20 protein-coding genes are annotated in these 18,802 nt (G+C 59.0%); 2 read left to right on the top strand and 18 right to left on the bottom strand.

Annotation, left to right across the window (positions count from 1 at the left end; all coding sequences use genetic code 11):
• Positions 1 to 11: 11 nt before the first annotated feature.
• Positions 12 to 524 carry a peptide deformylase gene (gene def / locus FS804_RS07990; protein ID WP_144576050.1) on the bottom strand — a complete coding sequence of 171 codons (513 nt, stop codon included), beginning with the start codon at positions 522 to 524 and terminating at the stop codon, positions 12 to 14.
• A 149-nt stretch (positions 525 to 673) separates the two neighbouring features.
• Here def and FS804_RS07995 point away from each other — a divergent pair, with 149 nt between their 5' ends.
• Together FS804_RS07995 and FS804_RS08000 are read left to right on the top strand one after the other, a co-directional pair.
• Complete coding sequence (locus FS804_RS07995) at positions 674 to 1,867, top strand: DNA recombination protein RmuC (protein ID WP_063949555.1); 1,194 nt, start codon at positions 674 to 676, stop codon at positions 1,865 to 1,867.
• Between the two features lie 54 nt (positions 1,868 to 1,921).
• Positions 1,922 to 2,821 (top strand): ribokinase, encoded by a 900-nt coding sequence (locus FS804_RS08000; protein WP_144576052.1) that lies wholly within the window; start codon positions 1,922 to 1,924, stop codon positions 2,819 to 2,821.
• 61 nt (positions 2,822 to 2,882) lie between these two features.
• On the opposite strand, the gene trmB is transcribed toward FS804_RS08000, so the two are convergent.
• The 17 genes from trmB to murJ all read right to left on the bottom strand — a co-directional run bounded on the left by trmB (position 2,883) and on the right by murJ (position 18,802).
• Positions 2,883 to 3,581, bottom strand: a complete 699-nt coding sequence (gene trmB, locus FS804_RS08005) for a tRNA (guanosine(46)-N7)-methyltransferase TrmB (protein ID WP_144576054.1) — start codon at positions 3,579 to 3,581, stop codon at positions 2,883 to 2,885.
• Positions 3,582 to 3,750: 169 nt separating this feature from the next.
• Positions 3,751 to 5,013 (bottom strand): methionine adenosyltransferase, encoded by a 1,263-nt coding sequence (gene metK, locus FS804_RS08010; RefSeq protein ID WP_063949552.1) that lies wholly within the window; start codon positions 5,011 to 5,013, stop codon positions 3,751 to 3,753.
• Between the two features lie 186 nt (positions 5,014 to 5,199).
• Positions 5,200 to 5,619 (bottom strand): helix-turn-helix domain-containing protein, encoded by a 420-nt coding sequence (locus FS804_RS08015; RefSeq protein ID WP_063949808.1) that lies wholly within the window; start codon positions 5,617 to 5,619, stop codon positions 5,200 to 5,202.
• 134 nt (positions 5,620 to 5,753) lie between these two features.
• Complete coding sequence (gene lnt, locus FS804_RS08020; protein ID WP_144576056.1) at positions 5,754 to 7,343, bottom strand: apolipoprotein N-acyltransferase; 1,590 nt, start codon at positions 7,341 to 7,343, stop codon at positions 5,754 to 5,756.
• Positions 7,344 to 7,544: 201 nt separating this feature from the next.
• Positions 7,545 to 8,684 (bottom strand): hemolysin family protein, encoded by a 1,140-nt coding sequence (locus FS804_RS08025; protein ID WP_144576058.1) that lies wholly within the window; start codon positions 8,682 to 8,684, stop codon positions 7,545 to 7,547.
• A gap of 15 nt (positions 8,685 to 8,699) precedes the next feature.
• Positions 8,700 to 9,206 (bottom strand): rRNA maturation RNase YbeY, encoded by a 507-nt coding sequence (gene ybeY / locus FS804_RS08030; RefSeq protein ID WP_144576060.1) that lies wholly within the window; start codon positions 9,204 to 9,206, stop codon positions 8,700 to 8,702.
• Between the two features lie 10 nt (positions 9,207 to 9,216).
• The gene (locus FS804_RS08035; protein WP_063949548.1) at positions 9,217 to 10,272 is read right to left on the bottom strand and encodes a PhoH family protein; all 1,056 of its coding nucleotides are present in this window, start codon (positions 10,270 to 10,272) and stop codon (positions 9,217 to 9,219) included.
• Positions 10,273 to 10,312: 40 nt separating this feature from the next.
• On the bottom strand, positions 10,313 to 11,716 hold the full coding sequence (miaB, locus tag FS804_RS08040; protein ID WP_186376700.1) for a tRNA (N6-isopentenyl adenosine(37)-C2)-methylthiotransferase MiaB: 1,404 nt from the start codon (positions 11,714 to 11,716) through the stop codon (positions 10,313 to 10,315).
• A gap of 66 nt (positions 11,717 to 11,782) precedes the next feature.
• On the bottom strand, positions 11,783 to 12,577 hold the full coding sequence (locus FS804_RS08045) for a 1-acyl-sn-glycerol-3-phosphate acyltransferase (protein WP_144576062.1): 795 nt from the start codon (positions 12,575 to 12,577) through the stop codon (positions 11,783 to 11,785).
• Between the two features lie 30 nt (positions 12,578 to 12,607).
• Positions 12,608 to 13,036 (bottom strand): Fur family transcriptional regulator, encoded by a 429-nt coding sequence (locus FS804_RS08050; RefSeq protein WP_063949545.1) that lies wholly within the window; start codon positions 13,034 to 13,036, stop codon positions 12,608 to 12,610.
• A 64-nt stretch (positions 13,037 to 13,100) separates the two neighbouring features.
• Positions 13,101 to 13,595: a GNAT family N-acetyltransferase gene (locus FS804_RS08055; RefSeq protein ID WP_144576064.1), complete on the bottom strand. Its 495-nt coding sequence runs from the start codon at positions 13,593 to 13,595 to the stop codon at positions 13,101 to 13,103.
• Positions 13,596 to 13,638: 43 nt separating this feature from the next.
• Entirely contained in the window at positions 13,639 to 14,307 is a 669-nt protein-coding gene (tsaB, locus tag FS804_RS08060) for a tRNA (adenosine(37)-N6)-threonylcarbamoyltransferase complex dimerization subunit type 1 TsaB (protein ID WP_144576066.1), read from the bottom strand.
• Positions 14,308 to 14,328: 21 nt separating this feature from the next.
• Positions 14,329 to 14,892: a NifU family protein gene (locus tag FS804_RS08065; protein ID WP_063949542.1), complete on the bottom strand. Its 564-nt coding sequence runs from the start codon at positions 14,890 to 14,892 to the stop codon at positions 14,329 to 14,331.
• Between the two features lie 142 nt (positions 14,893 to 15,034).
• Positions 15,035 to 15,526 (bottom strand): universal stress protein, encoded by a 492-nt coding sequence (locus tag FS804_RS08070; RefSeq protein WP_063949541.1) that lies wholly within the window; start codon positions 15,524 to 15,526, stop codon positions 15,035 to 15,037.
• A 114-nt stretch (positions 15,527 to 15,640) separates the two neighbouring features.
• Complete coding sequence (gene trpS, locus FS804_RS08075) at positions 15,641 to 16,705, bottom strand: tryptophan--tRNA ligase (protein WP_063949540.1); 1,065 nt, start codon at positions 16,703 to 16,705, stop codon at positions 15,641 to 15,643.
• Between the two features lie 100 nt (positions 16,706 to 16,805).
• The gene (locus FS804_RS08080) at positions 16,806 to 17,213 is read right to left on the bottom strand and encodes a VOC family protein (RefSeq protein WP_144576068.1); all 408 of its coding nucleotides are present in this window, start codon (positions 17,211 to 17,213) and stop codon (positions 16,806 to 16,808) included.
• Positions 17,213 to 18,802, bottom strand: a complete 1,590-nt coding sequence (gene murJ / locus FS804_RS08085) for a murein biosynthesis integral membrane protein MurJ (RefSeq protein ID WP_144576070.1) — start codon at positions 18,800 to 18,802, stop codon at positions 17,213 to 17,215. The genes FS804_RS08080 and murJ overlap by 1 nt, the downstream gene beginning before the upstream one ends.

Below are 18,802 nucleotides of genomic sequence, written 5' to 3' on the forward strand. Positions count from 1 at the left end.
TGTGTGCCGGATCAGACTTTTGCGCGGGCTGCTTTCGTGAATTTCTTGATGACCATGTCACGCTTCAATCGCGAAATATGGTCGATGAACAGAACACCATTCAGGTGATCGATCTCGTGCTGGAGACAGGTTGCGAGCAGGCCGTCCGCCTCGACCGTCTGCTGCTTGCCGTCACGCCCGACATATTGCACGGTGAGGGACGCAGGGCGCTCCACTTCGGCGTAATAATCGGGAATCGAGAGACAGCCTTCCTCATAGGTGGAGATATCGTCCGAAACCTTGAGGATTTCCGGATTGATGAAGACGATCGGGTTCTTTTCTTCGCCTTCGCGCGCAACATCGATCACCAGCATCCGGCGCGGCACGCCGATCTGGATAGCAGCAAGCCCGATCCCCGGTGCATCATACATGGTTTCAAGCATGTCGTCGGCAAGACGCAGCACCTCGGCATCCACCTTTTCGATGGGCTTGGATTGCTGGCGCAGCACGGGATCGGGCAAAATGATAAGCGGTTTGATGGTCATGGCTTCCCATAACGTATCTCTCGCGCAGAGGAAATAAAAAACACGACGATGAAAAGGGCGGGCGGCATCCGCTCTGCCGGACTCATTTCCGCCGCAGGAATGTTCTTGTTTTGATCTTACGAATCATCGGAAATCTGCTAGATTTAGTCATGAGCATAGACTTCTCCGTTCTCCTTGAGCCCGCGCTTCGGGCCGGCTCCGTCGATATCAGCTTCGGCGCGCTGCTTGCTGCGGTGGTTTTCGGCCTCGCGGTGACATGGCTTGTGACCACAAACCGATCGAAAAAGGCGGGAGCCGATGGTGAAATCTCTGATCTCCTGAAAACCCAGTCCGAATTGCATGGACGCATCGCGGCTATGGCGGAAACGCTTGGCACGCGCCAGAGCGAGATGAGCCAGACGCTCAACCAGCGGCTTGATGGCATGTCGCAGCGTCTTGGCGAAACGCTGACGGAGCAGACCCGGTCGACCCATGAGAATCTAAGCCGCCTGCAGGAGCGCCTCGCGGTCATCGATGCCGCGCAGGGCAATATTCAGGATCTGGCCAAGGACGTGGTCGGGCTTCAGGCGATCCTTTCCAACAAGCAGACACGCGGAGCCTTCGGACAGGCACGGATGGAGACGCTGATCGCCGACGCCCTGCCGCCGGGCGCCTTCCAGCTGCAGCCGACGCTTTCGAACGGTTATCGGCCCGACTGCACCATCAAGATGCCGAACAATGCGCCGCCGCTCGTCATCGACGCGAAGTTCCCGCTGGAAGCCTGGAACGCCATCAAGGCAGACGAGACGCCTGAAACCAAACGCGCCGCCGTGCAGCAGTTCCGCCGGGACATGGAGGTGCATATTCGCGATGTCGCCGAGAAATATCTTATTCGCGGCGAAACACAGGATACCGCTTTCATCTTCGTGCCATCGGAGTCGATCTTCGCCGATATTCACCAGCATTTCGAATATCTGGTGCAGCGCGCCCACCGCGCCCGGGTGGTCATCGTTTCGCCATCGCTGCTGATGCTCTCGGTACAGGTCATCCAGTCCGTTCTGAAAGACCAGCGCATGCGCGAGCAGGCGCATCTCATTCAGGGTGAAGTGGCGCTGCTCATGGACGATGTGCGGCGGCTGGACGACAGGACGCGCAAGCTGCAGGCCCATTTCGGCCTGGCGCAGAAGGACGTCGACATGATGCTCATCTCGTCCGACAAGGTACTGGCCCGTGGCCAGAAGATCGAGGGACTCGACTTCTCACCAACGGAAAAAGACGCGACGCATGGAGAAATCGACCAGGCCCGGCGCTTTGCGGAAAACCGAGCCGGTGCGGCCAAATTGCGGGTAGTTGACGACGAGTGATCGTCTCGGGCAAAGTCGCCGCCTTGCTTAAATTTCATACGGACCCAGCGCCCCATGATTACTGTTTTTGGCTCCATCAACATGGACCTCGTCGCGACCGCCAAACGCCTGCCCAAGCCCGGTGAAACAGTCACGGGAGATACATTCTCCACGGCCGCCGGCGGCAAGGGAGCCAATCAGGCTCTGGCTGCACAGCGCGCGGGCGCCACGGTCAAGATGGCGGGCGCTGCGGGCGATGACACCTTTGCCGCTCCGGCACTGACCTTGCTGCGCGACGCGGGGACCGATCTGTCATTGGTCAAAACCGCCCCTGGCGCAACGGGTACGGCGGTGATCCTGATCGGTGAAGGCGGAGAGAACATGATCTCGGTCATTCCGGCTGCCAATGGCGAGGTTTCCGCATCCGATGCTACAAGAACCATATCCGAAATGGCTGCGGGCGATATTCTGATGCTGCAGTTCGAAATTCCAGCTGCAGCGATCGAGGCGGCGCTGACGGCTGCCAGGGCGAAACGCATCACCACAATCATCAACACCGCGCCGCTGACCGCAGACGCACCGCGCCTTAGCGCTCTTGCCGATATCGTCATTGCCAATGAAACCGAGTTCGAGCTGCTGATCGGCAAGAATGGCCTCTCCAGCGACGGGCGGGAAACCGAACTCAAGGCCCTTCACGAGACGACCGGCCAGACATTGATCGTCACGCTTGGAGCCGACGGCGTGATCGCCATTCGTAACGGCAAGGTCTACAGGGCGTCGGGCCTCAAGATCGAGCCGGTCGACACGGTTGGCGCGGGTGATACCTTCTGTGGTTACCTTGCCGCCAGCCTTGATCAGGGCATCGAATTCGAACGTGCATTGAAGCGGGCCGCAGTCGCAGGCTCACTCGCCTGCACACGCGCCGGCGCCCAGCCTTCCATTCCGCTGGCGGCGGAAGTGGACGCGGCGCTCTGAGGTCTTGCCGCTTGCGCATTTTCCGGAGGTAAATCCGGGGCGCGCATTTGCTGGAAATGCTTTAGCGACGGATGAAGGTGAGATAGGCCGAGCTGCGGCCTTCTCGTTTTGCCTTGTTCTCGTAACGCGTGCCCGGCCAGTTGGCATAGGGCGTGCGCCAGTCATCAGCGCTTGTCGCCGTCCATTCAAAGCCGCCATGCCGGGCGCAATGCTGCAGCGTCCAGTTGACGTACGTGTCGATGTCAGAGGCAAAGCAGAACTTGCCGCCGGGTTTCAACACGCGGTGAAAGCGGGCGAGATTGACGTCTGATACGAAGCGACGCTTCCAGTGCTTCTTCTTCGGCCAGGGATCGGGATAAAGCAGATCGATGTGATCGATCGACCCTTCCGGCAACCAATCCAGCAATTGCGTCGCATCATCGTCGTAGAGCCTGATGTTCATGAGCTCACGCTCACGCACGGTGGCAAGCAGCTTGGCCATGGAGTTCACGAAGGGCTCGACGCCGATAAAACCCGTCTCGGGGTTTTCGACGGCGCGATGGGCGAGATGCTCACCGCCGCCAAAACCGATCTCCAGCCGGACCGATCGGACGTCAGCCGGAAAAAGAGTGAGGAGATTTGACGGGGGCACGCTTTCCAGATCGAGTTTCAGCAAAGGCAGCAGGTTCTCAATCGTATCGACCTGCTGATGGCGCAGCGGCTTGCCTTTGCGTCTGCCAAAAAACGCTTCCGTTGCGCGCGAACGCCGTTCTTCCGTCATCTCATACTCTCAAGAACAAATAGACTTAACCCGCACAGCGCCACATGAGGCACTGTGCGGGTTACAAAGTTGCAGACGGTATCTCTCAATCGCCGCCAAATAACAAGCGCGATATCTAGTTGACGCATTTTCCGAACGTAAAACCGCTACGCACTTTTACTGGAACTGCTTAAGCGCTCAAAGCTTCCTTGAGCGGCTTCACCAGATCGAGCTTCTCCCAGGAGAAGGAGCCATCACGACCGGCCTTGCGGCCGAAATGGCCGTAGGAAGACGTCTTGGCGTAGATTGGCTTGTTAAGATCGAGATGGCGGCGAATGCCTGACGGCGAAAGGTCCATGACCTTGCGGATCGCAGCCTCGACCTGATCTTCGCTGACCTTGCCCGTTCCGTGCAGATCGACATAGATCGACAGCGGCTGGGCGATGCCGATGGCGTAAGAAATCTGGATCGTGCAGCGATCAGCAAAGCCGGCAGCAACGACGTTCTTTGCGAGGTAGCGCGCCGCATAGGCCGCGGAACGGTCGACCTTGGTCGTATCCTTGCCGGAGAATGCACCGCCCCCATGGGGCGCTGCACCGCCATAGGTGTCGACGATGATCTTGCGGCCGGTCAGGCCGGCGTCACCGTCCGGACCACCAATAACGAACTTGCCCGTCGGGTTGATATACCACTGGCAATCGTCGGCGATCTTCAGGTCGCCGAGAGCCTCACGGATATAGGGCTCGACGACGGCACGAACCTTCTTCGAATCCCAGTTGGCATCGAGATGCTGCGTGGAGAGAACGATGGACACCGCTTCGGCAGGCTTGCCGTCGACGTAGCGCACGGTTACCTGGCTCTTGGCATCGGGGCCGAGCTTTGCTGCCTCGCCTTCGCCGCTCTTACGGGCGGTAGCGAGCAGTTGCAGGATGCGGTGGGAATAATAGATCGGCGCCGGCATCAAATCCGGTGTTTCCTTGCAGGCGTAGCCGAACATGATGCCCTGGTCGCCCGCGCCTTCGTCACCCTGCTTGTCGGAAGCGTTGTCCACGCCCTGTGCGATATCGGCAGACTGCGGATGCAGGAGAACGTCGATCTTGGCGGTCTTCCAGTGGAAACCGTCCTGTTCATATCCGATGTCGCGGATCGCCTTACGGGCGGCGGACTTAAACTTGGAAGGGTTGATGAGCGGATGCCCGGAAGCATCCTTGACGATCTTGCCGTCCTTGTCCTTCTTCAGCAGCGTGTCGGGAACGCGAACCTCACCCGCGATAATGACGCGATTGGTCGTGGCAAGCGTTTCACAAGCGATGCGCACGGTCCACGGGTCGACGCCCGTCTTGGCCGCTTCACGATAAACGAGATCCACGATTTCATCGGAAATACGATCACAAACCTTGTCCGGATGACCCTCGGCCACGGACTCGCTGGTGAACAGGTAATTGGCACGCATGCGGGATTCCCCTCAAAGAACGGTCTCCAGATTTGTTAGTCATTTCGGCCACGAAAAACAAGGACACAACCACATAAATATATCTTTATGTGAGAATTCCTTTCTAATTCGACACAAAAAAACGGTCCTTGCGGACCGTTGAGTGCCCGGCATCCCGTGCCGGAAATATTATGGCGAGAGCGCAGATTACTCCGCGTCACCCTCGGCGGCGAGCGCCTTGACAAGATCGACAAGGCGGCGACGAACCTTTGGATCGGCGATCTTCACGAAAGCCCGGTTCAGTTGCAGACCTTCGGCAGACGACAGGAAGTCTACCACGTAGTTGGAGCTGGACGCTTCCGCCATTCCGGGCGTTCCGCCAGGCTGATCGCCGGGTGCATCTTCGAAGAAAAAGGAAACGGGTACGTTCAGGATCGCCGAGATATTCTGCAGGCGGCTGGCGCCAACACGGTTCGTGCCCTTTTCGTATTTCTGGATTTGCTGAAAGGTAATTCCAAGACTCTCACCGAGCTTTTCCTGGCTCATGCCGAGCATGGTCCGGCGAAGGCGAATTCGGCTGCCGACATGAATGTCGATGGGGTTAGGCTTTTTCTTATTTTCGGTCATCATGCGGTCCTGACACTCGGAAAGGGTTGATATAGTGCTTCACTAATATTCTAAGAAATAAGCCGGTATTGGGACAACGGCCAAACTTGTTTTACGACTGACCTATTCACTATGCAATTGTGGGGGGTGCGCGGTCAATTCCGGCCGCGCGCAAAACTCCACGCACCGCCCGCCGCAACAATGATCATCAAAGAAAAAATCAACCAGAAATACGTCCGATGTGTGTCGTAACCGATAGCATCACGAGACCCACCACTCAAGGTGGCGTCAATAGTGCCGACTTGACCATAGTCAAGACCAGCAACGATGCGGCCATAGGGGTCGATGACGGCCGAGATGCCCGTATTGGCACCGCGAATCACCGGGACGCCCGTTTCAACAGCCCGTATGCGTGCCTGTAGAAAATGTTGATAGGGCCCGGGCGTATCGCCAAACCAGCCATCATTGGTCACATTCAGGATCGCTGTTGCCCCTTGAAGCTCGGATGTCATCTCGCCGGGAAAAATGATCTCGTAGCAGATCAGCGGGTAGAACCTCTTGCCAGATGGCAGGGTCAGCGACGTGCGGGATGACGCAGCGGAAAAGCCACCCGGCAGGGCAATGACGTTATCGATGCCGAATTCGCGCAGCACATTCTCAAAGGGAACATATTCACCAAAGGGGGTAAGATGTACCTTGTCGGCCGCTCCGATGATCTCCCCCTGACTATCGATCGCATAGACCGAATTGTAATAGCGCGGCGGTCGCCCGGCGCCCTGATCCTCCATTCGGACGGCGCCGGTAAACAGCACTTGGCCATCATCAAGCGTTTTGGCGATTTCCGTCAGCGCGTCTGGATTCTGCGTCAAGATGAACGGGACAGAGGTTTCCGGCCAGACGATGATGTCGGGGCGCTTCTTGCCGTCTCCCGGTGGCAGCGCGGATAGTCGCAGGTGCTCTGCGAAGATTTCCGCGCGGTCACCATTCAGCATCTTGCGCGATTGATCGATGGACGGCTGGACAATGCGGACGGTTAGCGCATCCGCCGGCGTCTCGGCCGGTGTCTGTAGGCGGTAAAGGCCGTAACCAACATGACCCGCCAATAACAGGCCAGCAATTGCGAGACCCGGCGCCATGCCTTTTTTCGTCGCGATCAACGCCGGCGAGGCAAAAATGAAGACGGCAAGCGTCGTTATGCTGAAAAGCCCCAGCAAGTGCACAGATTGCATCATGACAGGAATAGGCATGATGCCGTAGCCGATGGCGTTCCAGGGAAAGCCGGTCGCCAGAAAACTGCGAAACCATTCCATCAGACCAAAGGCGGCCGCCAGCGCGGCAATGCGTCCCAGGCCATCGGACCAGAGGAGATTGGCAGCCGCAACCGCAAAACCGTAAAACAGCGCCAGAAATGCCGGCAGGCCGAGGATGGCAAGCGGCAGAGCCCAGGCGAATTCATCTGCTTCGAGAAGAAGCGCATTGCCCAGCCACCACAGCCCGGCCACGAAATAACCAAGGCCGAAACACCAGCCTATACCGAAGGCCGGCAAGGCGCGATTGAAGAGGCCACCACCAGGCTTTGCGGTGCAACCATCGATAAGCCAGACAAGCAGTGTGAAAGACAGGAACAGTGCGGCAAAAAAACCGAATGGTGGTAGGGCGAGCGCCCCGATCGCGCCGGCAGCGATCGCGATCAACGCGCGGCTCATGCCGCTGGCCAGCATTAACCTGCCTGCAAGACGCTCCATGCCAACTCCGTTAATGCCAATTCGGCAGCGCCCGCTCGCGGCAAGGCTGCTGCGCCCGCAAAATTTCCCCTGGAATCGACGTAAAGGAAAAAAGATTCGCAGTCCACACAAGGGATGACGCCAGCCACTTTCTCAGGCCTTTCGCGCATCACCCCACCGATGTCGAACAATCGGAAGGTGACGGGATATCCCGTCGCCCCATTATTCCGCGTTCTGTTGATGTGTGATCAGACGCACATCTGGAGCCGGCAGCGCAATGACGGCGCTTGCATCTTCCGGAGCTCGATCATCCTCACCCTCGGACCCGTGATCGCGGACGATACGGACGCCCTTGATGCGCCGGCTGTCTGCGTCGAGGATCTGGAACTCGAAGCCCGGGACGGCCCTGACGACCTCACCCTTGGTCGGAATACGGCCAAGCGCGAAGAAGATGAGCCCGCCCAGTGTATCGATTTCTTCCAGATGTTCCCGCACGTCGAAATCCGGGCCGATGGCATCGGCAAGTTCGGTAAGCTCCGCGCGGGCATCGGCAACAAGCACATCGGCGGAAAGGCGCGAAAACATCGCCTCATCCTTGTCGTGCTCGTCATCGATGTCACCGATGACCATCTCAACGATGTCTTCGTGGCTGACGAGACCGTCGGTGCCACCATACTCATCGATGACGAGAGCGAGCTGCGTTCTCTGCGCCTGCATGGTTTTCAGGAGATCAGAGGCAAGCATGGACGGCGGTGCGAAGAGGATCTTGCGCACGAGACCCGCATCGGCAACCGTTTTTTCGAGATCAACCCGCGCCAGATCGAAATTGGGACGCGGCGAACGGGGCGACTTCACTTCCGTGTAGGTGACGCTGCGCGATCCGGCCCGACGCTTGTTGCGTGCCTGCTTGGCGACGTAGGCCAGGAGGTCGCGGATATGGATCATGCCCTTGGGGTCATCGAGCGTCTCGTCATAGACGGGCATGCGGGAGCGCCCGGTTTCCTCGAAGAGGATCAGCGCATCGCCGATCGTCATATTCTGGTCCAGACCGTCGATATCGACCCGTGGGATCATGATATCTTCAACGCGGACTTCCCGGAAACGGAGGATGTTGTGCAGCATCGCCCGTTCTTCGGGCGTGAAGGCCGCACCGATTTCGGTGTCGTCCATCAGCGCGTCAGTCAAATCCTCGCGCAGGCGTTCGCCCTGGGATGGTTTCAGCAACCGCGCGATGCGTGACCAGATGGTCGATCTCGGTTTGGCATTGTAGTCCTGACGTAAGTGACTACTGCCCTCCTCCGAAGAGGACTGCTCGCCGTTTTCTCTGCCCTCATTGGCAGGTCGTGCAGAATGTTCGTTCATGGCTCCAGACAATATTTAAAGCGGTTCTTGACCCGCGTAGGGATCAGATAGGCCAAGCACCGCCAAAATGCGAGTCTCAAGCGACTCCATTTCTTCCGCCTCTTCCTCGTCCATGTGGTCATAACCGAACAAATGCAGGAACCCATGAACGAGAAGATGGGTCAGATGATCCTCGAAACTCTTGTCAAGTTCAAGAGCCTCGCGCTCAACCGTCTCACGTGCGATGACGATATCGCCCAGCATCGGACCCGGCATTCCGCCCGGTTCCAGCGGAAAAGCAGGGAAAGACAAGACGTTGGTCGCCTTGTCCTTGTCACGCCATTCGGCGTTGATTTCCCGGATATTTTCATCGTCGGTGAAGACCAGCGAGAGTTCGACCGGCATTTTCGGAAAGGGTTGATCCTCTTCCCGCTTCAGAAAATCGACCGCCGCATCCAGCACCTTTGACGCAAAGGCAGACAGGTCCTCTTCCGAGGACCAGCCTTCGGCCTCGACGCTGATTTGAATATCCAGAGCTGTCATTGTCTTTTCGTCAGTCGCCCTTCAGCAGGCTCTCATCCGGCACGGCCGTATGGGATTCATAGGCCCGGACAATGCGCGCCACCATCGGGTGACGGACAACGTCCACATCCTTGAACCGCACGACGGACACGCCTTCCACCTCCGTGAGGATCTGCAGGGCTTCCACGAGGCCGGACTTCACGCCGCGCGGCAAGTCCACCTGGCTCGGGTCACCGGTCACGATCATGCGGCCGTTTTCGCCAAGGCGTGTCAGGAACATTTTCATCTGCATCGTCGTCGTGTTCTGGGCTTCGTCCAGAATGACCGCGGCGTTGGCGAGTGTGCGACCACGCATGAAGGCGAGCGGCGCAATTTCGATGACACCCGCCTGGATCGCGCGCTCCACTTTGTCACCCGGCATCATGTCATACAGCGCGTCGTAAAGCGGGCGGAGATACGGATCGACCTTTTCCTTCATGTCGCCGGGCAGGAAGCCCAGACGCTCGCCCGCTTCCACCGCAGGACGCGAAAGGATGATGCGATCGACCGCGCCACGCTCCAGAAGCTGCGCCGCGTGCGCCACAGCCAGATAGGTCTTGCCCGTGCCAGCGGGGCCAACACCAAAAACGAGTTCTGATTGTTCCAACGCTCGCATATAGACGTCCTGCGTGGGCGTCCGTGCCGAAATGGTCTTCTTACGCGTTGAAATCTGCGCCATGGAAATTTTCGCCTTGCGCTCCATGGTCGGCAGCGTCAGCTGGTCGTCAGCTGCGACGGCCATGCGGATTGCCCCCTCCACGTCAGAAAGCTCGACGGCGCCACCTTTAAGCAAACGCTCATAAAGGAAATCAAGCGCGCGACGGGCCTGGTTGGTGGAAACCACATCGCCGGTGATGGCGACGGAGTTGCCGCGGGGGCGGGCGTCAATATTGAGGCGCTGCTCCAGGAGCTTCAGGTTCTGATCGAACTGACCGAATAGCTCTCCCGCTATCCTGTTATTCTCGAACGTGAGGACGAAGTGATTGGCGTCGGTCGCGGCTGGGCGTGGCTGGCGCGATGAATTTGATACCAATTCGTGTGCGTTCAAGCGGTCAGGCTCCTGTCCCAATCAGTGTCGGCTCCCCACTCTAACTCCCTGCCACCTCGGCAAACAAGCTGTTTGGACCCGTTGCGGTGATTCGTACATTAACAATGTCACCGATTTTCAAATTCTTTGCATCAAGATTCACGGATTGCAGCCACGGAGAGCGACCTATCAACTGTTCAGGCATGCGACCGGGCTTTTCCAGCAGCACATCCATCGTTTTTCCGACGAGCGACTCCGCAAATTCCTTCTGCTGCCGCAGCAACAGCGCCTGCAATCTTTCCAACCGCTCGGCCTTGACGTCCTCATCGACCTGATCGGTCAGATCGGCGCCCGGCGTGCCGGGGCGGGTCGAATATTTGAACGAGAAGGCCTGCGCGTATTTGACCGTTTCGACCATCGCCATCGTGTCTTCGAAATCGCGAGCGGTCTCACCGGGGAAACCCACAATAAAATCCCCGGACATGGCGATATCAGGGCGGGCGGAGCGAATCTTGTCGATCAGCCTGATATATTCCTCACCGGTGTGACGGCGGTTCATCGCCTTCAGGATGCGGTCAGAGCCCGACTGTACCGGCAGGTGCAGATAGGGCATGAGAATGCGCAGATCGCGATGCGCGCCAATCAGGCGATCATCCATGTCACGCGGGTGACTGGTGGTGTAACGAAGCCGCGCGAGCCCGGGAATCTCCGCCAGACGGTAAAGCAGTTCGGCAAGGCCCCATTTTTCGCCCTTCGCGCCTTCGCCCTGCCAGGCGTTGACGTTCTGGCCGAGCAGCGTGATCTCACGCACGCCGGCATCGACAAGCTTCATCGCCTCATCAACAATCTGGCGCACGGGACGGGAAACCTCCGAACCGCGGGTGTACGGCACGACACAGAAAGTGCAGAATTTGTCGCAGCCTTCCTGCACCGTCAGGAACGCGGTGACGCCGCGTGTGCGCAATGTCGATTTTTCGGCGACCGGCAGGTGCTCGAACTTATCCTCGACCGCATATTCCGTCTCGATGACACGCTCGCCACCGCGCACGCGCTTCAAGGCGTCCGGCAGGCGGTGATAGGTCTGCGGTCCGATCACGACGTCGACGGCGGGGGCACGGCGCAGAATTTCCTCGCCTTCCGCCTGCGCCACACAGCCGGCAACACCGATCATGAATTCGCGGCCCTGCTCTTCGCGCGACTTTTTCATGTCTCGCAGACGGCCGAGCGCGGAGTAAACCTTCTCTGCTGCCTTTTCGCGGATGTGACAGGTGTTCAAGAGAACCAGATCCGCCTCGCCCATATCCTCCGTCTGAACGTACCCATCCTTCGCCAACGCATCGCTCATGCGGACGGAATCGTAGACGTTCATCTGGCAGCCATAGGTCTTGATGAAAACCTTGCGGCTGTTTGCGCCTTCACTGGCGTTCACGGGGGGGGCTTCGAGGCCAAGCGTTTCCTGGGTCATGGCGGCTATCTAGTGTTTTTCCCGGCCAGATTAAACAGAAAAATGCCGGAAAGGCGAACACATCTGCTAATCGCGCCAGCCGCCGCGCAGGCTGAATGCCAGCATGGAGCGGATTGTAGACGTGATATCGGTTGTGAGGCGCTTGCGGTTATCCGTGTTGTGAAAGGGGATACTGTCGCCGAATGTCACGTCGACATCGATGTTGCCCGCCTTGATGATACCGAGCAGATGCGGCACGAGCGTGATGCTGCCCGGCCAGGCGGCAATGACGCGGTGGTAGCGTCCCATGGACATGCCCTGCACCCGGGTATAGGCAATCGCCACGGGCTGGACGTATACCAGCTTTCCGGGAACCTGATCGGCTGCGGTGGAAGCTGCGCCGAACAGCGACGATTTGACGGGGAGCACGCGGTTTCCGTCCGACGTCGTGCCTTCCGGAAACAGGACGACGATTTCCCCGTCCGCCATGCGGCTGGCAATCTCGCTGACCTGGGCGCCGGTGCTGCGCTTCTGCTCCCGCTGAACGAAAATGCTTTTCTGCAACCGAGCGAGCCAGCCGAAGACCGGCCAGTCCCGCACCTCGGTTTTGGCAATGAACACCACATCGGCGATGCTGCCCAGAACGAGGATATCTTTCCACGAGGCGTGGTTCGCTGCCAGCATGAGCGGCTTTGCGCGCTCGAGATCGCCATGGACATGGACACGAATGCCGAGAACGTGGCAGGCGATGCGGTGCCAGATGCGTGGGATACGGCGGCGCAGATGCCAGTTGAACGCAAGCCCCAGGAGTTGCAGCGGCAGCAGGACCAGCGTGACGACCAGGAGAACGACCGCGATATAGGCCGTGCGCAACCACATCATAATGAGAACGCCCGCCTGCTCACATGGGCCTCAGCGTTCTTCGGGTTTCAGAGGCACGCCGTAAAGTTCCAGACGGTGATCCACCAGCTTGAAGCCATGCTCGCGGGCGATCTTTTCCTGAAGCGCCTCGATTTCGGGCGAGTGAAATTCGATCACGACGCTGTTCTTGAGGTCGATCAGATGATCATGATGTTCTTCTGGAACCGTCTCGTAACGCGAGCGACCGTCGCGAAAATCGTGCCGCTCGATAATCCCCGCATCTTCGAACAGCTTGACCGTTCGATAGACCGTGGAAATCGAGATGCGCGGATCGACGGCGGAGGAACGGCGATAGAGCTCCTCGACATCGGGATGATCCGCCGATTCCTGAAGAACACGGGCGATGACGCGGCGCTGGTCCGTCATGCGCATGCCGCGCTCGGCGCAGAGCTCCTCCAGCGTTTTCGAAAGGTCTGTCACGTCTTCTGGCCTTTTGAGAATTCCGGTTTGCGGCTTTCGCCGAAAAAATGCCTGTCGCAGGGAACTAGCGAAGATCGCGGCGCATGACAAGCGCCGTCGACTTCGATCCATCCTTGGCCGTATAATAGGCCTTCCGTTCCGCAACCGTCTTGAAACCCAGCTTCCTGTAAAGTCCGACGGCAGAGGCGTTGTTATTATCCACCTCGAGGAACATGGTTTCGGCGCCACGCATCATCGCCTCGCGGATGGCCGACTGCATCAGCCGCCAGCCGAGACCGGCGCGCGCGAATTTTTCCGACACCGCAACGGTGAGGATTTCCGCCTCGCCGGCCACTTCACGCGCCAATACGAAACCACCCAGCGGCTTGCTGAAAAAAGCGTTAGTCTGGCGGGCGACAGCGCCGAAAACCGAGCCCTGAGTCAGCAGGCCTGAGAACTCTCCATCATTCCAGGGACGCGGGAAGCGCAGGGCATGCAAGTCCGCCACGGCAGCGCAATCCTCGTGCTGCATCGGCACGATCTCGAAATAGGGTTTCCAGCTCAGGTAATCGTCAAACATCGCCAATATCGGGAATCAGAAACATGCACTGATGCATGCCGTATCAGGCAACGTCCCGGCGTGCCAGCGCAAAACCTGTCTGTGGCCGGGCATCCGGTCCACGCAGGTAAAGCGGCGCGGGTTTGGGCTGGCCAGCCGGTTTGCGGGCACCGGCTCGAGCGACAGCGGCAATCGGAAAATGATCCGGGCCCGAGCCGCTTTCCTGCCCTGCAAAGAGCGGTGCGGCCGAGCCGATGACGGCGCCATCGAAACCCGAAAGAGCCGCCTTTGCATCATCGAGAGAAAGCAGGACCGCTTCACGGAGCGGCGATCCATCGGCTGCAAATGTCTGGAGATAGGCCTCGCCACGTTTCGCATCGAGCCCTACCGCCACGGGGTGGCCCGGGTTTTCGAGGAGATGATGCAAAGCGATCGTCTCGAGCGTGGTGACACCAACCGCATCGACGCCAAGCGACAGAGCAAAACCTCGCGCTGCCGCGACACCGACCCGGATGCCCGTAAAGGACCCAGGACCGATGGTCACAGCAATGCGCTCGATTTGCTGCAGCGGCAATTGCGCCTGCTGCAGGGCACCGTCGATGACGGCCATCAACCTTTCGGCATGGCCCTTGCCGATCGTTTCGCACACGTCGCCGAGCACCTTGTCAGAGGCACTGTCATAAACGCAGGCGGAACAATCAACACCTGACGTGTCGAGTGCGAGAACAATCATGGCGGGGCCTGGCTTAGAACGTCATACCGCTTCGACTTCGAGCACTTCCGGCACGAAATGGCGGAGCAGGTTCTGAACGCCGTGCTTCAGCGTGGCGGTGGAGGATGGGCAACCCGAGCAGGCGCCCTTCATGTTCAGGAACACCGTGCCATCACGGAAACCGCGGAAGGTGATGTCGCCGCCATCCTGCGCCACGGCAGGGCGCACGCGCGTTTCCAGTAGTTCCTTGATGGTGGCGACGATGGTTTCGTCACCCTCTTCGAAGAACTCACCTTCCTCGTCCGAAACTTCGGCCGCAATCGCCGTGCCCATGATTGGCCGGCCGGACATGAAATGTTCCATGATAGAGCCGAGAATGGCAGGCTTCAGATGCTGCCACTCGGCATCATCCTTGGTAACGGTGATGAAGTCGAAACCGAAATAGACGCCGGTCACACCCGGAATGGTGAAGAGCCTTTCAGCGAGCGGCGAGGCCTGCGCCTGCGAGGGGTTGAGAAACTCAGCGGTCCCGCTTTCCAGCACCACCTTGCCCGGCAGGAACTTGAGCGTAGCGGGGTTCGGCGTCGCTTCCGTCTGAATGAACATTGTCTGTCTCCTTCGAGGTCGCCGTTCACGCCCCGCAATTTAGAATTCTTCCAAAAATACGCCCGGCGACGCTACACTTCAAGCCCTGACATGATAATTACATTCAAGAAATCGCCAACTCTTCAATCCAACCCTTGGAGGGTCAGCAAAGTGCGTCGATTTCCTCATCCGACAAGGTGTCGGGTAGAACGGTGACTGGGATCGGGAAGGCCGCACCACGTCCGGCGATGGAGGAAACCAGCGGTCCCGGCCCTTCTTTCGTTGATCCGGCAGCCAATACCAGAATGGCGATATCGCGATCTTCCTCGATCAACCCGTGAATCTGCTCCGTCGCGCTGCCTTCCCGAATGACGGATTCCGGCTCGATGCCGATCGTTTCGCGTACCTTCTGGGCGATCTTGGCGAGCGTGGCTTCCGCTTCCTCACGCGCTTCGGCCCGCATGATCTGCTCGACACCCAGCCATTGCTGGAAATCGCCTTCCGGGATCATGTAAAGCAGTACCAGACCGCCATTGGAATTCTTGGCGCGACGACCGGCATAATGCACGGCCCTTTCGCATTCCGGTGTGTCATCGATTACAGCGAGAAACTTGCGGCGATGCCCTTCCAGACGCGACAGCCGTGTTGAAACCATTCTGTACTCCCAAAATCCGCCGTGATCCGAAAAACCGCCCGACGGTTCGAGCGGAGATTATATCAAATCACGGCAGGCGCAAACCGCCCGCCGCACTCGCGTGGCAGCGACCTGTCAGCGCAGGAAGCCGATGATATCGCGCACCTCGTTCATCGTCTTTTCCGCGATGGCACGCGCCCGCTCACCACCTTGGCTGAGGATGGCATCGATATGGGTCGGGTCATCGAGAAGACGACGCATCTCGTTATTGACGGGCGCAAGCACGTTGACGGCAAGCTCGACGAGGGCCGGCTTGAATGTTGAGAACTGCTGGCCACCGAACTCGGCAAGGACATCCGCCTTGGTCTTGTCTGACAGGGCTGCATAGATGCCGACGAGGTTTTCGGCCTCCGGACGGCCTTTCAGACCTTCCAGTTCGCTCGGCAGCGCGTCGGGATCGGTCTTTGCCTTCTTGATCTTCTTCGAGATCGCGTCGACGTCATCCATAAGGTTGATGCGCGACAGATCGGAAGGATCGGACTTCGACATCTTTTTGGTGCCGTCCTTCAAGGACATGACGCGCGGTGCCGGCCCGCCGATCAGCGGTTCCACCATTGGGAAATAAGCATGCACCGGCTCATCGCCAACCGTAATGTCGAGCCCAAGACCCGTCTTGCGGATATGGTCACCGAAATCGATATTGAATTTCTGGGCAATGTCGCGGGCAAGCTCCAGATGCTGTTTCTGATCATCGCCGACAGGAACATGGGTCGCGCGATAGACGAGAATGTCGGCAGCCATCAGGCTCGGATAGGCGAGCAGGCCAAGCGAGACCTGTTCGGTATTCTTGCCGGACTTGTCCTTGAACTGCGTCATGCGCTCCATCCAGCCGATGCGCGCCACGCAGTTGAACACCCATGCCAGTTCCGCATGCTGCGGCACGGCCGACTGGTTAAAGACGATGTGCTTCACCGGATCGATGCCCGAAGCGATGAAGGCGGCCGCGATCGAGCGGGTCTGCGCCTTCAGGTCCGAGTGAACGAGCTGGGCGGTGATGGCGTGCATATCAACGACGCAATAGATGCAGTCATTATCTTCCTGCAACGCCACGAATTTGCGGATCGCGCCCAGATAATTGCCGAGATGCAGATTGCCGGTCGGCTGGACGCCCGAGAAAACCAGCGGCTTGAATGCGTTCATTGTCGTCCTCGAAAAGGCTTGTGGAGGGCCCCGCCCCGTGTTTGCAATTGCACGCGCGCTTATGCACCCGCAGCCCCTTGCAATCAAGCGGTTTCAAGGGCTATCCACGGCGCGGCTGAAGAAGGTCCCAGCGATTTCCGTAAGGGTCGGCAAAGACCGCGACGGAACCATAAGCCTCATGGCGCGGCTGTTCCAGAAAGCACACGCCGCGTGCAATCATGGTTTCATGGTCGCGGGCGAAATCGTCGGTATGCAGGAAAAATCCAACACGGCCGCCGGTCTGGTTGCCGATGGCGCGTCGCTGCTCTTCGCCATCCGCCTCGGCAAGCAGAAGGGCGCCACCGTCAGCGCCCTGCGGCTTGACCACCAGCCACCTTTTGCCGTCGTCCAGTGGCTCATCGGAGAGGCACTCGAAGCCGAGAACATCGCAATAAAACGCCTTCGCCCGATCGTAGTCATCAACCACGACGGTAACGATGGCGATGCGGCGGTTTTCAGCAAAGGACATCAGCCAGCCTCCGTCTCGGCCGTCTTTTTCCCGCGCTTGCGGACGGCCCGCTTCACCATGCCGATGTCGGCACCTCCAGACACGAAAGCCAGCACGAAATAGACCAGCATGGCGGCAAAGACGAGGCCCATGATCGTGCCGGCACGCACGAAGATGGACGAGGCGGAAGACAGCTCGAAGGTCAGCCACGTCAGCGCATAATGCACAAATACGGCCATTAACGCCGCGGCCAAGAGCAGGCGCGGGATACGGGTGAGCAGCGGAATATCCAGATGCCAGTGACCACGCCACAGGAGCATGCCAAACAGCAGCGCGGCGTTGACCCAGCCAGCGGTGATTTCCGCGATAGCGATGCCGGGACCGCCGAGGCGCGGGAAAAGCGTGAGCGCCAGCGAGACATTCACGACAACCGAAATCGCCGCGAAGATCATTGGCGTGCGGGTGTCCTCGCGCGCGAAGAAACCGGGGATGAAGGCCTTGATCAACACGAAAGCGGGAAGGCCCAAACCGTAGATGCCGAGGATTTGTGAAACGGTGATCGTTGCGGACGGCGCAAAATTGCCGCGCTCGTACAGGAAACGAACGATGGGTTCGGCCATGACGAGAAGTGCCGCGGCAGCGGGCAGGGTCAGGAAGAGCACGAACTCGACCGAGCGGTTCTGCAGGCTTCCGGCCTCCACCATATGGCCGCCGCGCAGCGCGCGCGCCAGTTCCGGCAGGAGCACCGTGGCAACAGCGATGCCGACGACACCGAGCGGCAGTTGATAGATGCGGTCCGCATAGGCAAGGGAGGATATGACACCTTCGCCGCCGGACGCGATGTTGGTGTTGATGAGCAGATTGATCTGGGTGATGCCCCCGGTGATTGCTGCCGGCAGAGCAAGGACCAGAAGGCGCTGCACATTCTTTGTGAGCCGTGGTCTGCGGAAACCAATGCGCATGCCGGCATTGCGCACTGCAATCCAGACGATGGCGAGCTGCACAAGACCTGCCGCCATCACGCCCCATGAGAGCGCATAACCGACTTGAAGCGGATCGTAATTTTTCCACCAGGCCAGCGCCAGCACGCCGATGAGAATGATATTGAGGAAAACCGGTGCGATTGCCGCCGCAAAATAACGGTGCAGCGAGTTCAGCATGCCGCCCATCATCGCCGCGAGCGACATGCAGGCGAGATAGGGAAACATGATCGTCGCAAGGCGGACAGTGTTATCGAACTTCACCGGATCTTCGAGGAAGCCCGGCGCGATGACGGTGCGGACGATGAACGGCATCGACAATTCCATCAAAATTGTCAGGGCCAGGAGCACCGTGAACAGGACGCCGAAGACCTCTTCGGAAAAGCGCCTTGCACCCTCCATGCCATTCGCTTCGATTTCCTTGGCGAAAAGCGGCACGAAGGCAGAGTTGAATGCACCCTCGGCGAAAAGTCGCCTGAAGGTATTTGGGAAGCGAAAAGCGGCGTTGAAGGCATCGGCCACCGGTCCGGTGCCGACGGCGGCTGCCATCAGCGTTTCGCGCAGAAAGCCGAAAATGCGGCTGCCGAGCGTGGCGGTGCCGACGGTGGCGAACTTGCCGATCAGACTCAT

Source organism: Agrobacterium sp. DE0009, from assembly GCF_007680755.1.
Lineage (GTDB): Bacteria > Pseudomonadota > Alphaproteobacteria > Rhizobiales > Rhizobiaceae > Agrobacterium > Agrobacterium tumefaciens_B.

Bases quoted from the DNA above. Each gene is read 5' to 3' on its own strand.
- def (WP_144576050.1), bottom strand. From the start codon at position 524: ATGACCATCAAACCGCTTATCATTTTGCCCGATCCCGTGCTGCGCCAG.
- FS804_RS07995 (WP_063949555.1), top strand. From the start codon at position 674: ATGAGCATAGACTTCTCCGTTCTCCTTGAGCCCGCGCTTCGGGCCGGC.
- FS804_RS08000 (WP_144576052.1), top strand. From the start codon at position 1,922: ATGATTACTGTTTTTGGCTCCATCAACATGGACCTCGTCGCGACCGCC.
- trmB (WP_144576054.1), bottom strand. From the start codon at position 3,581: ATGACGGAAGAACGGCGTTCGCGCGCAACGGAAGCGTTTTTTGGCAGA.
- metK (WP_063949552.1), bottom strand. From the start codon at position 5,013: ATGCGTGCCAATTACCTGTTCACCAGCGAGTCCGTGGCCGAGGGTCAT.
- FS804_RS08015 (WP_063949808.1), bottom strand. From the start codon at position 5,619: ATGACCGAAAATAAGAAAAAGCCTAACCCCATCGACATTCATGTCGGC.
- lnt (WP_144576056.1), bottom strand. From the start codon at position 7,343: ATGGAGCGTCTTGCAGGCAGGTTAATGCTGGCCAGCGGCATGAGCCGC.
- FS804_RS08025 (WP_144576058.1), bottom strand. From the start codon at position 8,684: ATGAACGAACATTCTGCACGACCTGCCAATGAGGGCAGAGAAAACGGC.
- ybeY (WP_144576060.1), bottom strand. From the start codon at position 9,206: ATGACAGCTCTGGATATTCAAATCAGCGTCGAGGCCGAAGGCTGGTCC.
- miaB (WP_186376700.1), bottom strand. From the start codon at position 11,716: ATGACCCAGGAAACGCTTGGCCTCGAAGCCCCCCCCGTGAACGCCAGT.
- FS804_RS08045 (WP_144576062.1), bottom strand. From the start codon at position 12,577: ATGATGTGGTTGCGCACGGCCTATATCGCGGTCGTTCTCCTGGTCGTC.
- FS804_RS08055 (WP_144576064.1), bottom strand. From the start codon at position 13,595: ATGTTTGACGATTACCTGAGCTGGAAACCCTATTTCGAGATCGTGCCG.
- tsaB (WP_144576066.1), bottom strand. From the start codon at position 14,307: ATGATTGTTCTCGCACTCGACACGTCAGGTGTTGATTGTTCCGCCTGC.
- FS804_RS08065 (WP_063949542.1), bottom strand. From the start codon at position 14,892: ATGTTCATTCAGACGGAAGCGACGCCGAACCCCGCTACGCTCAAGTTC.
- FS804_RS08070 (WP_063949541.1), bottom strand. From the start codon at position 15,526: ATGGTTTCAACACGGCTGTCGCGTCTGGAAGGGCATCGCCGCAAGTTT.
- trpS (WP_063949540.1), bottom strand. From the start codon at position 16,705: ATGAACGCATTCAAGCCGCTGGTTTTCTCGGGCGTCCAGCCGACCGGC.
- FS804_RS08080 (WP_144576068.1), bottom strand. From the start codon at position 17,213: ATGTCCTTTGCTGAAAACCGCCGCATCGCCATCGTTACCGTCGTGGTT.
- murJ (WP_144576070.1), bottom strand. From the start codon at position 18,802: ATGAGTCTGATCGGCAAGTTCGCCACCGTCGGCACCGCCACGCTCGGC.